This window comes from Caulobacter sp. Root655 (genome assembly GCF_001427665.1).
Lineage (GTDB): Bacteria > Pseudomonadota > Alphaproteobacteria > Caulobacterales > Caulobacteraceae > Caulobacter.
The window spans coordinates 114,630-127,861 of record NZ_LMHC01000023.1 but is presented as its reverse complement, the minus strand read 5'-3'; the positions used below and the strand labels follow the sequence as shown (position 1 = coordinate 127,861).

Genomic DNA, 13,232 nt, shown 5'->3' with positions numbered 1-13,232 from the left:
GTTCCTCCATGACGTCCCTGGCTCACACCGCGCTCGCCTTGGCGATGTTGACCGCGTCCCTGGCGCCCTCGGCGGCGCCGGCCGCGCTGGCCGCCGTGTCCCAGGCGCCCAGCCCCGTCCCCTATTCGCGCGACGACGTGATGGCCCTGGCCGAGAAGGTCGCCGACTACCAGCTGGCGACCATGGCGGCCGGCTACATTCCGCCCAACACCTCGCGCGACACCGCCGACCCGAAGGGCTGGGTCCAGGGCGCGCTGCTGGTTGGCCTGACCGATCTGGCCGATCGCTCGTCCAATCCGGCCTATCGGCAAGCCATCCTCGCGCGGGGGCTGGCCAACCAGTGGGAATTGGGCAAGCGCTTTTATCACGCCGACGACCACGTGATCGGCCAGGCCTATCTGTGGGCGGCGCAAAACGGCGCCGGCGCCGAGGCGATCGCGCCGCTGCGCCAGCGGTTCGACGCCATCCTGACCTATCCGCCCAAGGTGGGGCTGGAGCACGCTGAATACTCCGACCCGCGGGGCGTGGACTGCGACCAGCGCTGGTGCTGGAGCGATGCGCTGTTCATGGCGCCGACCACCTGGCTGGAGCTGTCGAAGGTAAGCGGTGATCCGCGCTACGCCGCCTACGCCAAGTCGGAGTTCGCCGCGGTCACCGCCTATCTCTACGACCGAGACGAGCACCTCTATTATCGAGACTCGCGCTTCTTCACGCGACGTGGCCCCGATGGGGAGAAGGTGTTCTGGAGCAGGGGCGACGGCTGGGTGCTGGCGGGTCTGGCCCGCATGATCCCGCTCTTGCCGGCCGGCGATCCTGATCGCCTCAAGATGGAGGCGGTCTTCAAGGAGATGGCCGGCAAGCTGAAGGCGATTCAAAAGGCCGACGGCTATTGGTCGCCGTCCTTGCTCTCGGACCCGGCCAAGTCGCCGCCGGAATCCAGCGGCACCGCCTTTTTCACCTATGGCCTGGCCTGGGGGATCAAGTCCGGCTTGCTGGACCGGGCGACCTTCGAGCCCACTGTCCGTAAGGGCTGGGCGGCGCTGACGCGCGCGGTCCACCCCGACGGCAAGTTCGGCTACGTCCAGCCGGTGTCTGATCGTCCCGAAAGCGTCAGCTACGACGACACCCAATTCTACGGCGTGGGCGCATTCTTGCTGGCGGCGGCGGCGGTGGGGGACCTGGGCCTGAAGCCCGCCAAGGATCGCGGTGTTTCGGTCCCGCGCACGCCACGCAACAGCGGCAACTAAGGGGGCTATCATGCACAAGCGCGACTTCCTGAAGACGGCCCTGGTCGGGGCCGCGACCCTGGCCAGCTCCAACGCGGCTCAGGCCGCGCCCGCCAAGGCGCAGGCCAAGACCGATCGAGCCTATATGGCCGGTCTGCTGCAATCGATCGCCGATCCGGTCCTTTCGGCGATGTCGCAGGGGCGACTGAAGGCGTCCTTTCCGCTGGAGCTCAGCCCGACTTGGGACGGGCGCGAAAAGAGCGTGGCCTATCTGGAGTGCTTTGGCAGACTGATCTCGGGACTATCGCCCTGGCTGAGCCTGCCCGAGGACGACACCCCCGAAGGTCGCACGCGCAAGCGCCTGACCGAGCAGGCGCTGCAAAGCTATGTCCACGCCGTGGATCCCTCAAGCCCCGACTATCTGACCTGGCGCGGCCACGGTCAGGCCCTGGTCGATTCCGCCTATTTCACCCAGGCTCTGCTGCGCGCGCCCAAGGCGCTGTGGGAGCCCCTGGACGCAACGACCAAGAGGCGCATCGTCGAGGAGATCAAGGGACTGCGGCGGGTCAACCCGCCCTTCATCAACTGGCTGCTGTTCGCGGCGATGAACGAGGCCTTCCTGCTGTCGATCGGCGAGGAGTCCGACCCGATGCGGCTGAACACCGCCGTGCGCAAGATCGACGAATGGTACATCGGCGACGGCTGGATCCAGGACGGCGCGACCTTCCACTTCGACTATTACAGCTCGTTCGTCATGCACCCGATGATGATCCAGGTGCTGGAGGTCATGGAGGCCCACAAGGCGCCGTTCTGGAAGGACGACCTGACCAAATGGCGCGAGCTGGCCGTCAAGCGCGCCCAGCGCTACAGCGAACATCTGGAGCGGTTCGTATCCCCGGAAGGCACGTTTCCGCCGTTCGGCCGGTCGCTGACCTATCGCACGGCCGTCTTTCAGCCGCTGGCGCTGCTGGCCTGGCGCAAGCAACTGCCGGCCAAGGTCTCGGAAGGGCAAGTGCGTTCGGCGCTGGTGGCCGTCCACAAGGCCGTGTTCAGCGAGCCGAGCAATTTCACGCCGGACGGCTTCCTCACCATCGGCTTCGTGGGCCACCATCCGACCCTGGGCGACTGGTATTCGAACAACGGCAGCATGTACATCACCACCGAGGGCTTCCTGGCGCTGGGTCTTGCGCCCGCCGACAGTTTCTGGACGGCCCCCGCTGAGCCGTGGACCCAGAAGCTCGCCTTCGCCGGCAAGGCGTTTCCAAAGGACTACGCCGTCGATTTCTAGGGCTTGGCGAGGGGCTGGGGTTTTCAAAAGGAACGCCGAAGCGTATCAAATACCGGAACGGCGCGTCGCGCCATGGCGAGAGTTGCCTTAGATGTCCCAGTCCGTCGACATCGCTGTTGATGATGATGAAGGGGATCATTCCTCTTCTCCGCGCACCAGCGCCGGAGCGCTGACCCTGTTCAAGGGGTTGGAGGTGCTCAGTCGCGTGGCCAAGGGCGATGCGACCCTGGGCCAGATGGCCAAGGCGCTGCAGCTGAACAAGACCACCGTCCACCGCCTGGCTTCGACCCTGGTGGAGGCCGGCTTTTTGTCCTTCAACGCCCGCGAAGGCTATGCGCTGGGCACCAAGCTGCTGGAGCTCGGCTACGCCGCCTCCCAGCAGATCACCCTGACCCGCGTCAGCCGCGAGCATCTGCGCCAGCTGTCGATCGACACCGGCGACACCGTGAACCTGGGCGTTCTGGAGCGCGACCAGGTGCACTATATCGACAAGATTCCCGGCTCGCGCCGCATCGAGGTGCGCTGCGTGGTCGGCGAGCGTCAACCTTTGCGCCACACAGGGCTTGGCAAGGCTCTGCTGCTTGATGAAAGCGAAGACGTCTGGCGCGAGGTCTTCCTGCGCGAGGCGGCGATCTTTCCCCGCTATCGTTACGACCTTCGCCAATGGCTGGAGGTGATGCGGGCCTATCGCGCCAAGGGCGCGGCCCTGGATCTGGACGAGAACGAAGATCACATCCGCTGCGTGGCCGCCCCGATCCGCGACATGAGCGGCAAGATCGTCGCGGCGGTCTCGGTCTCGTCGATCGCCCAGTACATGGACGACGCGCGAATCGAAACCGTGACCGCCTACGTCAAGGAAGCCACCGCCAAGATCAGCGCTGAGTTCGGCTACCGATAGGGCAGGGCGCGGCCTGGCGGCCGCTTGCGTTCCAGTTTTGAACGATAGTCCACGGAGCAGTGTTGCGCCAACGCAACGCTCTGCGCGTCCGAACGCGGTTTGGCTGAAAAATACTACAAATGCCGTTCCCATAGCTGCGTGCTTGTGTCGATATGCGTGACAGAAGATCCAGAGGCGCTCGGCGTCCGGGGTGAGGAAACAAGTTCGCGTACGTCACGCGCCTCCTGACGCCGGCAGACCGCCTTTTGTTCGTCGGCCGCCGCTTTGCTCCAACGCAAGGCGAGCGGGCGAGTGCTGCGCGGCAAGACCGCAATGGGGAGGAAAGACATCGTGAAGAAGAAGCTTCTGCTGACGACGATTTTGACCATGGGAATGGGCGGGGTCACCGCGGCCTGGGCCCAGGACGCGGCGACGCCAGCTGCCACCGCCACCGACACCGTCGAAGAGGTTGTGGTGACCGGCTTCCGCTCCTCGCTGGAGAAGGCGCTGACCCTGAAGCGCGACGCGATCGCCGTCCGAGACTCGATCGTCGCCGAAGACATCGGCAAATTCCCCGAGGCTAACGTCGCCGAAGCCCTGCAGCGCATCCCCGGAATTTACATGAGCCGCGATGGCGCTTCCAACGAAGGCCAGCGCATCGCCATCCGGGGCCTTGGTCCCGAATATACGGTGACGACCCTCAACGGCGCTCCGGTCCATACGACCTCCTCGACCAACGTCGGCGGCTCTTCGCGCGACTTCAACTACGACGTCTTTGCTTCCGAGCTGTTCGGCCGCGTGGACTTTTACAAGACGCCCTTGGCTGAACTTGAAGAAGGCGGCGTCGGCGGCGTGGTCGATCTGCAGACGCCAAGGCCGTTCGACGGCGCCGGCGGCCAGGTTCTGCGCTTCAACGCGGTGGCCTCCTACAACACGGCGTCCAAGAAGATGGACCCGAACGTCTTTGGGCTGTTCTCCAAGACCTGGAACAATTGGGGCTTCCTGATCGGTGTCGCCCACTCGACCAGCGTCAACATGAAGTCGGGTTTCGAGGCGACGGGCGGCTATAACAGCAACTATCTGGCTGGCCACCCCGTCCCCGTCGACACCAAGACGCCGCCGACCATGCGCAATGGTCCCTTCAACATGGCGCTGGACTGGGCTGATCCGCGGGCCGCGGGCATGCTTGGCAATCGAACGGCGATCGACAACGCCTATCTGTCGCGTTTCTACCGCTACTACGGCGCCGAGAACACGCGTGATCGCGACGGCCTGGTGTCTTCGCTCCAGTACAAGAACGACAAGCTGGACGTGAGCTTCGACACGCTGCTGTCGCATCTGCAAGACTCGCGTGACGAGTTCACCTTCGGCCTGCCGATCCGCAACTCGGCCACCACCAATGTGGCCGCCCGTCCGGGAACCTCTGGTCACAACGGCCTCGTGCCCATCAACGTCAGCATCGTCGACGGCAATCTGCTCCAGGGAACGTTCGGGAACACGTCTTATCTGGGCGAGAGCTACTACTACAACGCCGAGACGAAGTTTGGGTACGGCGGCCTCAACGCCAAGTACCAAGTCAACGATTCATTGAGACTGACTGGCCAGCTCGCGGCTTCGGACAGCCGGGCGTTCTATAACAACAAGCGGATCGTCTCGAACATCTACGGCGTGACCTCCACCCTCGACTGGGGCAATGACCGCGTCTATCCGGGGCTCTCCGCGCCGGGCGTCGACTTTACCAACCCGGCCAATTTCGAAGATTTCAGCACGGCCGTGGACTGGAATCGCGAGGTCGATACAGAGCGGGTCGCCAAGCTGGTGGCCGACTGGGACTACGGGCTTGGCGACTGGAAGGGTCACCTGAAGGCTGGCCTGTCATACGTCGATACGACCAAGCAAAAGACCAAGCGTAACGGAACCTCGATCGTTCAAGCCCGCCTGGCCGCGATCGGCGCCGCGGGGCTGCGCGCCTCGATGCTGCATCACGTGCCGCTCGATAACCTCGTCATCGGCGACAACTACCCGCAGCAATGGGCCACTTTCTCGCGCGACTATATGGTCAGCGTGCTTGATCCTGTCGGCGCCGCCATGGCCTCGCCGATCGATCTCTCCAGCAGCTTTACGGCCGACGAACAGGTCAGCACCGCCTTTATCCAGTCGGATTTCAGCGGGCAGGTTCTTGACCGCGAACTGCGTATCAATGCCGGCGTGCGTTATTCGCAAACCGACATGACCATCGACAACTTCAAGAAGACGGGGACCGGCGGCGCCTATCAGCCCAATACCGAAGAGAGCAGCTACAACAACACCCTGCCTTCGGTCAGCTTCGCTTACGACGTGATCCCCAATTTGGTCTGGCGTGGTTCCTGGGGCAAGACCATCACGCGAGCCTCGTTGTCGCGGATCGCTGCTCAGACGGTCATTCCCAATATCTACAACACCTATGCGACCTCGGGTAACCCAGACCTGAAGCCGGAAGTCTCGACGAACTGGGATACGACGGTGGAGTGGTACTTCGGGCGCGGCGGCATTCTGAGCGCGGGTTACTTCAAGAAGAAGCTGGAGGATACGACGATCGCTCAGCGTTCGGTCGTGCCGTTTTCCAGCCTCGGCCTTCCCGACCAGTCGCTGGCCATCATCTGGCAGACCCAGAACGGGCATGTCGACCCCAACCTCCCCATCGATGTCGATACCTTCATCAATGGCGGCACGGTGAATCTCGACGGTCTCGAGTTCGCCTATCAGCAGTCGTTTGATTTCCTGCCTGCGCCGTGGGACGGTTTTGGCGCCCTGGCCAGCTACACCAAGGTCAACTCGAAGAGCAGCGATCTGAAGTATCGTAAGCAGGACGGGTCGATCGACATGGTCAACCGCATCCCGAAATATTCGTACAGCCTGACCGGTTACTACGAAAAGGGCCCGCTGGGCGCGCGACTGACCTACAACTACAAGGCTCGGAACATCATCGACACCAACCCGGATGGTTCGGATCTGGAGCGCTGGCATGCTGGGGCGGGCTACCTTGACGGCAACGTCAGCTACAAGATCAGCGACGCCCTTGAACTGCGTCTCGATGTCCTGAACCTGACCAACACGTTGGGCTTCGACTACTTCGAAGACGTCGCGGGTCGCTACGGTAACGGCAAGAAGACCCGCCTCGACTACGCCAAGTATGACGGCCGAACGATCAAGTTCGGCGTGCGCGGCAAGTTCTAGTCTGTCAGCGAGAGCTCCCTCTCGCGGACCCATGGTTTGCCAGCGTCCCCCGCTGGCAAACCTTCCTGACCGGTGTGGACTTCAGGGTCACACCGGTCCCTTTCTTTTTGCCTGCTCAGCCGCGCGCCACTCTCAAAACCGCGGCGTCTGATGATTGAACCCGGTCGATCCTGTGGAGAGCGCCGCCGGCCGTCCCGCCGCGCGCCGCCCTATACCGCCGGATAAGCGTCCGCGATCTTCGTGCCGATCTTGTAGTGGACGTTGGGTTGGGCGGTGAAGCTGACGTTACTCTTGGCCTCGAACAGGACGATGATGTCCGAGCCGCCGAACTGGAAGTAGGCGAGCTCTTCGCCCTTGCGGACGGTGACGCCGACCTCGGCGGTCAGGATGACCGACGAGACCTGGCACATGCCGATCGGCAGCACGGCGACCAAGCCGATTGGGGTGTCCAGCACGATCAGACCGCGGGCCTGGGCGAACTGGTAGCCGGCCGCATCGGGGGCGTCGAAAGCGCGCAGCGGCTTCAACTTGTGCGCGCCGTTCTCGTCATCACCGACCGGCTCGGCCACGACCGCCAGATAGACTTGGCCAGGTATGACGCGGGCCTCCAGCACCGTGCCGCCGACGGGGGCGTGCTGCCGGTGGTAATCGTTCGGCCCCAGGAACGCATGCATGAAGAGGCCGTTCTTGAAGCGGTCCTTGTAGGGGCTGCCCTCCATCAGCTCCTCGATCTTCCAATGCAGGTTCTTCACCGTCACGTGGGAATCCGAGCGAATTTCCCACTGGCCGGCGAAGGTGGAGTCGGCGGGCGAGACCACGATCCTCTGGTCGGCAATGGCCGCGACGGGCCGGTAGCCCGGCTTGAAGTTGCGGGCGAAGAACTGGTTGAAGCTCTTCCAGCCGCCGTGTGGCTCGATGTAGTCGTCCAGATTGTAGTTGGGCGACTTGCGGAAGGTCTCCAGCGAGGCCGGCGTCAGGGATTCCGGCGTATCGAGGAAAGCGCCCAGGGCGTCGGCATAGTCGACCAGCCAGGCCGACAGCGGCGTCAGGGGCGGGGCCTTGTCGTGCGGGACGACCTTGTTCTGCAGGCCGATCACCGCCTCCTGGTCCAACACGAAATAGAACTTGCAGAGCTTGTTGTAGACCTCGCGGCCCGGCTCGTTCTCGCTCGGGACCCAACGCAGAAAGTCGTTGATGTAGACGTAGTAGCTCTCGAGGTCCTTCAGGTCGGCCAACTCGGGGATGTTCCAGGCCCGGGCCTGGGCGACGGCTTTCTCGAAGCGCGCCTCCCAGCCGTTATCCTTGATCAGCTTTTGCAGCTTCGCGACCACGGGATGCCATTTGCTCATAGTCTTTCTCCAGTGGGGATGCAGCGTTGGGAGGCGAAGCTCTTCATTCGTGTATCAGCTGACAAAACTTCCTTTAGTTGTATTATGGCATTGCTCCTGCGTAAAGCGAGAGGCCGCATGAAACTTCGCCTGGCCGCTTTCCCCGGGTCGTGTGGTGTACCGACGCGTTCGGCTACATGACCTACTTCCTGGTGACGCACGCGGTTAAGCCACCGACCCCGTTGGCGGCGCTGGCCGCGGGCCAGTCCGACCTTCAGCCCCACCAGATCCGCGTCGACTTCAACGCGATCTTTCCGGACGCGGCCTACGATCCGGGAAACTCGCGCGCGTTGACGCTGGGTTCGTTCGACCTGGCGTTCGTTCTGGTTTTCCTGGCGCCCCTCGGGTTGATCGCATTCAGCGCGACGCGGCTTACCGGGGAGCGGGACAGCGGCGTCCTGCGCCTGATCGCCGCCCAACCGATAACGCCGCGCGCCTTGGCCAATTTCCAAGCGATCGTCCGCCACCCGCCGATCGGATCAGGGGCGGCTCGACGGCTTCAGCATCAGGTCAACGCAACCGGGCTCCAGTGCGTGGACAAGGAGACGTTGGCCCGTCGGCTGCGATTCCAGGCGAACGCGAGCGCCTTTGGCAAGGACGTCGAAGCCGGCTGGGTACTGGACCCTCGGCGCGTAGATCTCTGTCGGAGCGTCGATCGTGGGGTCGGCGTCGAACCGCAGATGAAAGGCGCGCTGTTCCCGTTGAAAGCCCATGCCGCCGATCCGACCCTGGACGGCGCGGGCGAACGGACGGCAGAAGCCCTCGACGGCGCGCCCACCAGAGTCCCGGTCCTCCGGCGCGTCGCGCTGATCGGCGGAGAAGATCGACAGGTCCTCCTGGTTCCAGCCGTCTCCGACGCGCAGGCTGTTGCGGTTGCTGGCGGTGTAGTTCCATTGCGTCGCATGCAGCAGCAGGGCGTCCAGGGCATCGTACATCGCGCTCAGCGCCCGGACATGCGGGCTCCAGATTGCACGATCCCGCCGGCCGCTCGCCCAGTGGGCGTAGGCTTCGCCCTCGTCGAGATCGAACGGGATGCCGAACTCTCCGATGAGGGTGGGCGCGCCGCCGACGATCCGTCGCGACAGCGTGGCGTAGTGCGAAAGCTGGCGCAGGTAGCGATCCTGGCGACGGTCCGGCGCGGCCAGGGTCTCCGATGGAGTCGGCGTCGGGTCCGGATCGACCGTCTTCTGGAACAGGATGGCGACGTCGTACCAGTGGCTGGCGTTGACCGAGCGCTCGGGCATGTCATCGGGAAAGGTTCGTCCGAATGCGGTCCCGAACGGATCGAGCTCGGCGAACACCGCCCAATCGGGTTCATGCCGGCGGGTCGTCTCGGCCACCTTTCGAAACAGCGGCCCGAACGCGTCATTGGGGATGTCGAGCGCGCGACCGGCATGCCGCCGGAAGACGTCCTCGGCGGCGGCGACGGGACGTCCTCCCTCGACCCGATAGATTCCGTGGCGTTCAAAGGGGCATTCGGCGCCCCTGGTCCAGATCGAAACGCCGTCCGGATTGACCGTCGTCTCGCCGCTCGGTTCGGCCGCGCCGGTGTTGGCGTTGCGCGCCAGGAGCGGAACGGTGGTCGCGATCCCGCGCGCCACGGCCAGGCTGTCGAGCGGCGAAAGGGCTGGTCCGACCCGGGGCGGGGTTGGATCCTGGGCCGTCGGCGCGAGGTGACGATAGCTCAAGCCCTGGCCGAGCCAGCCGAGCCCCGGTTCGTTCAGGGTGTCGAAGCCCAGGACGTTGGGCAGGGCCTTGAGGCGGCGGGCGACGGCGTCGATCGCCCCGAGGTAGCGCCCCTGCAGGAAATCCTGCACGTTCGCGCCGTCGACCCGGAAGTCCGGGGTGAAGGTCCGTCCACCCCAGAACAGGGTCCACATGATCCCGTTGGCCGGCAGGCGATAGTTCGAGCCCCAGCTCATCTGAGGATAGGCCGCCTGGCGGTCGCTGGGGTCGGCGTAGTCGAATTTCGCCTGCATCACATGCGCCGCGCCGGCGGCCGGGAAGCGGGTGAAGTCGAGGCCGACGGCTTCGAACGTCCAGCCCGGCGCGCCGTCGCCGCCGCTCATCCGGCTCCAGACGTCCTGGTGGAAGTCGACAAAGACATGCAAGCCGTGCGCGCCGCACCGTCGGCAGACCTCGGCGAAATAGTCGAGATAGGCCTCGTCATAGAGACCAGGCCCGGCGTGCTCGACGGCCTCCCAGGTGGTCAGCAGCCGGACGACGTTGAAGCCCCAACCCGCCAACCGGGCGAGATGCTCTTCGGCGTCCTCCAGCGGAAAGGGCCGGCCGATAAAGCTGACCTGGCGATGGTCGGAGAAGTCGGATGGGAACTGGGTCCCGCCGTCCGGATAGGGCGTCTTGCTGTCGCCGCCGAGATTGACGCCCCTGAGCATGACCTGTCGGCCCCGGGCGTCCAGGAAGAGATCGGCCTGAGGTCGGACCTTGATCAACGTCATCATCTAGCCTTTCGTGGGAGGGATGACGCCAAGGGCGCTGGCGCGGCGTTGCCGATCGCTCACGGCGACGGGCCAGGGGCGCGGTCGCGGAAAACCCTCGCTGGACAGGGGCCACGCTACCGGCGTCGCCGCTCCGACGATGGGCGCGCCGATCGCGATGGCGTCGCGATCCACCGAGGGGTGGGCATAGCCGGGGGCGCGCATGCATCCATCGCGGAAATAGATGGCCGTATAGGCGCGCCGCATTCGTTCGGAGCGGTTGGGCTTGGCCATGTGCACGGTGCGGCCGTGGTGGAACAGCAGGTCCCCAGGCGCGCAGGGGATGAAGACCGGCGCGATATCGCCGTACTTGGCCTCCAGCGCCTTGCCGGATCCCGGCGCGGTGAAGATGTCGACGAACTCGCAGTCGCCGCGATGGGTGCCCGGCACATAACCCATGCAGCCCGTCAGTTCGTCGACCTCGCACAGTGGAATCCACACCGTCAGGGTGTCCGTCTCGGCGATCGGCCAGTAGGCGTGATCCTGATGGGCCTCGGTCTCGCGGCCGCCCGGTTCCTTGTAGAGCGCCTGGTCGTGCCATAGCCGCACCCGCTCGGCGCCGATCAGGGCCGCGGCCAGTCCCGCGACCTTCGGGTGGAAGGTCAGCCCCCGCACCGCGGGGTGGTCCTCCCACAGATACTGGCACTGGATGAAGGACTGCTCGTAGGCGGATTTGTCGGCCAGGGCGCGGGGATCGGATCGCTTGCGCGTCGCCACCGCACGATCGATCGCCGCGGCGAAGCCCGCCACCTCGTCGGGTCCCAGGACCGCGCGGGCGTGGACGAAGCCGTCCCGCTGGAAGCGCTCTATGAGAGTTTCGATGTCGTCGGCCATGTCGGGACCTATCGGCCGCCGTTGAGGATGCTGAACTGCCGTTCGGGGTCGTTCAGGGAGATCCGCGCGCCGTCGGGCTGTGGGGCGTAGGCGCCGTCGGGGGCGTATTGCAGGATGTAGGCCTTGCGCACCGTGCCGGTCTTGAGGTTGGGCCCGGTCCGGTGCGGCGCGAGCGAGGAGAAGGCGACCACGTCGCCCGCCTTGGCCGGCACGCAGACCGCGGCGGGCGCGGTCTCCAGGCATTTGAGGCCGATGTCGGTGGGCCAGTGCTCCAGGGTGCCCAGCTTGTGCAGGCCCGGCGCGATCCAGGGGCAACCGTTTTCCGCGTCGACGTCGACCAGCGGAATCCACAGGGTCAGGTACTGCTGCGGCGTGACGAAGGTGTAGCCGTTGTCCTGGTGCCAGGGGAATTCCTGCGGCTTGCCGGTCTTCTTGTAGACCGACTGGTCCCAGTAGAGGCGGACGTCCGGGCCGATCAGGTCGTGACAGATGTCCTTGATCACGCGATGGGCGGCGAAGTCGCGCAGGATCTGCGAGTTGCGGACGATGTGGGTCGTGAAGGTGATGATGTCGGCTTCCGACAGGCGCATGCGACCGGCGTGCTGCTCGCGGACATAGCGCTCGCGCTCCTCCTCGATCGGATCGATGGCGGCCGTGACGGCGGCGATCTCCTCGAGGCTGAAGACTCCTTCCAGCCTGACGAAGCCGTCTTCGTTGAAACACGCGGCCTGGTTGGCCGAGAGGCGGCGGAGCGGGTCGGCGACCGTGTCGCCCCAGACGAAATCACGATTGAGGGGGTGGGGCTGGACGCCCGCTGCGGCGGCGGTGATGGGCATGGTGTCTCTCGATGGAAGGGATGGACAGGGGGGAAGGGATGGACAGGCGCCCGGACGGCATGTCTTCGCCCGGAGCGGGGAGGGCTCGGGTCAGGCGGTTCGGCGGACGGGAAGCCAGCGATTGACCGGGCGCAGCATTGCCTCGGCCTCGGGCGACAGCGGCTGGGAGCCCGCCTGGCCATAGTGGTAGACCATGGCTGAGCGGCGGTGATCGGCGACGTTGTCGGTCGACATGTGCATCAGGAAGCTGTGGAAAAACAGCACGTCGCCCGGCGCCATCAGCACCGGGAGGCGTGCCGAGACGTCCTGGTCGACGATCTCCAGATAGCCGCGATTGGCCTGAGGCCGGCGATCCGGAACGTGCTCGTGGATCGTGCCCCGATGCGAGCCGGGCAGGACCCAGAGGCACCCGTTCTCCAGCGTCGCTTCGGTCAGGGCGACCCAGACGCCGACCTGCGGCTGGCGGTCGAAGCGAAAGTAGTAGGAGTCCTGGTGCCAGGGCTGCCCGACGACGCCGGGATTCTTGAAGATGAACTGGCTCTGGAAACAGTCGACGTCCGGACCCAGGATCTCGGCCACGCGGTCCACGACATCGGCGCGCTCGGCGGCCCGCCGCGCCAGGCCCTCGGCGTGGCAGTTGAAGACCTTCGAGACCCGGTCTTCCGGGTTCAGGGCCGCTGGGCTGGGCGCCGTCTCCGGATAGATCAGGTAGTCGGGGCCGGAAAAGTACAGCCGCTCGTCGGGATGCCCCTCGGGAGGGTCGGCGCGGATGCGGCCCACCACCTCGGCTTCGATCGCCGAGGTCTGGGCCGACGACAGCATCCCTCGCTCGATGAAGAAGCCCTGGGATCGCCAAGCCGCTTTCCGCTCCTGTTTGGTCATAAATTTCTTCCCGACATTTTTTTGATCTATTTTTTGTCTTCAAACAATAATTGATCGAATCAATTCGCTCATCAAGGGGCATTTTTGGCGCGCATGCCTTCATGGCGGTGCGAACCGTGGCCATGGCAGGGGCATGCGACCTTGAGAGAACGCCGAAATATGCCCTGGATTGACATGTCGAAAAATT

Annotated in this window: 9 protein-coding genes; 4 read left to right on the top strand and 5 right to left on the bottom strand. The window is 64.9% G+C overall.

Features of this window, described 5'->3' with window-relative positions:
* Positions 1–8 precede the first annotated feature (8 nt).
* The 4 genes from ASD79_RS15510 to ASD79_RS15495 all read left to right on the top strand — a co-directional run bounded on the left by ASD79_RS15510 (position 9) and on the right by ASD79_RS15495 (position 6,607).
* Complete coding sequence (locus ASD79_RS15510; protein ID WP_156400537.1) at positions 9–1,247, top strand: glycoside hydrolase family 105 protein; 1,239 nt, start codon at positions 9–11, stop codon at positions 1,245–1,247.
* A gap of 10 nt (positions 1,248–1,257) precedes the next feature.
* A complete protein-coding gene (locus tag ASD79_RS15505) occupies positions 1,258–2,514 on the top strand; it encodes a DUF2264 domain-containing protein (RefSeq protein ID WP_056723209.1) in 1,257 nt (418 codons plus the stop codon).
* Positions 2,515–2,605: 91 nt separating this feature from the next.
* Positions 2,606–3,412 (top strand): IclR family transcriptional regulator, encoded by an 807-nt coding sequence (locus ASD79_RS15500; protein WP_056723207.1) that lies wholly within the window; start codon positions 2,606–2,608, stop codon positions 3,410–3,412.
* A gap of 291 nt (positions 3,413–3,703) precedes the next feature.
* Positions 3,704–6,607, top strand: a complete 2,904-nt coding sequence (locus tag ASD79_RS15495; RefSeq protein ID WP_235524480.1) for a TonB-dependent receptor — start codon at positions 3,704–3,706, stop codon at positions 6,605–6,607.
* 209 nt (positions 6,608–6,816) lie between these two features.
* Here the strand turns inward: ASD79_RS15495 and ASD79_RS15490 are convergent, their stop codons facing one another.
* The 5 genes from ASD79_RS15490 to ASD79_RS15470 form a co-directional block, all read right to left on the bottom strand.
* Positions 6,817–7,956: a phosphatidylserine decarboxylase gene (locus ASD79_RS15490; RefSeq protein WP_056723203.1), complete on the bottom strand. Its 1,140-nt coding sequence runs from the start codon at positions 7,954–7,956 to the stop codon at positions 6,817–6,819.
* A gap of 518 nt (positions 7,957–8,474) precedes the next feature.
* Entirely contained in the window at positions 8,475–10,457 is a 1,983-nt protein-coding gene (locus ASD79_RS15485; protein WP_156400536.1) for a cellulase family glycosylhydrolase, read from the bottom strand.
* Positions 10,458–11,327 carry a phytanoyl-CoA dioxygenase family protein gene (locus tag ASD79_RS15480; protein ID WP_056723201.1) on the bottom strand — a complete coding sequence of 290 codons (870 nt, stop codon included), beginning with the start codon at positions 11,325–11,327 and terminating at the stop codon, positions 10,458–10,460.
* A gap of 8 nt (positions 11,328–11,335) precedes the next feature.
* The gene (locus ASD79_RS15475; RefSeq protein WP_056723199.1) at positions 11,336–12,163 is read right to left on the bottom strand and encodes a phytanoyl-CoA dioxygenase family protein; all 828 of its coding nucleotides are present in this window, start codon (positions 12,161–12,163) and stop codon (positions 11,336–11,338) included.
* Positions 12,164–12,253: 90 nt separating this feature from the next.
* Positions 12,254–13,045, bottom strand: coding sequence for a phytanoyl-CoA dioxygenase family protein (locus ASD79_RS15470; RefSeq protein ID WP_082584975.1), 792 nt, complete (start codon positions 13,043–13,045; stop codon positions 12,254–12,256).
* Positions 13,046–13,232: the final 187 nt, after the last annotated feature.

What these genes read in the sequence shown, in the direction of transcription:
- ASD79_RS15490 (WP_056723203.1), bottom strand. Translation starts at nt 7,956, where the DNA reads ATGAGCAAATGGCATCCCGTGGTCGCGAAGCTGCAAAAGCTGATCAAG.
- ASD79_RS15505 (WP_056723209.1), top strand. Translation starts at nt 1,258, where the DNA reads ATGCACAAGCGCGACTTCCTGAAGACGGCCCTGGTCGGGGCCGCGACC.
- ASD79_RS15475 (WP_056723199.1), bottom strand. Translation starts at nt 12,163, where the DNA reads ATGCCCATCACCGCCGCCGCAGCGGGCGTCCAGCCCCACCCCCTCAAT.
- ASD79_RS15470 (WP_082584975.1), bottom strand. Translation starts at nt 13,045, where the DNA reads ATGACCAAACAGGAGCGGAAAGCGGCTTGGCGATCCCAGGGCTTCTTC.
- ASD79_RS15485 (WP_156400536.1), bottom strand. Translation starts at nt 10,457, where the DNA reads ATGATGACGTTGATCAAGGTCCGACCTCAGGCCGATCTCTTCCTGGAC.
- ASD79_RS15480 (WP_056723201.1), bottom strand. Translation starts at nt 11,327, where the DNA reads ATGGCCGACGACATCGAAACTCTCATAGAGCGCTTCCAGCGGGACGGC.
- ASD79_RS15510 (WP_156400537.1), top strand. Translation starts at nt 9, where the DNA reads ATGACGTCCCTGGCTCACACCGCGCTCGCCTTGGCGATGTTGACCGCG.
- ASD79_RS15500 (WP_056723207.1), top strand. Translation starts at nt 2,606, where the DNA reads ATGTCCCAGTCCGTCGACATCGCTGTTGATGATGATGAAGGGGATCAT.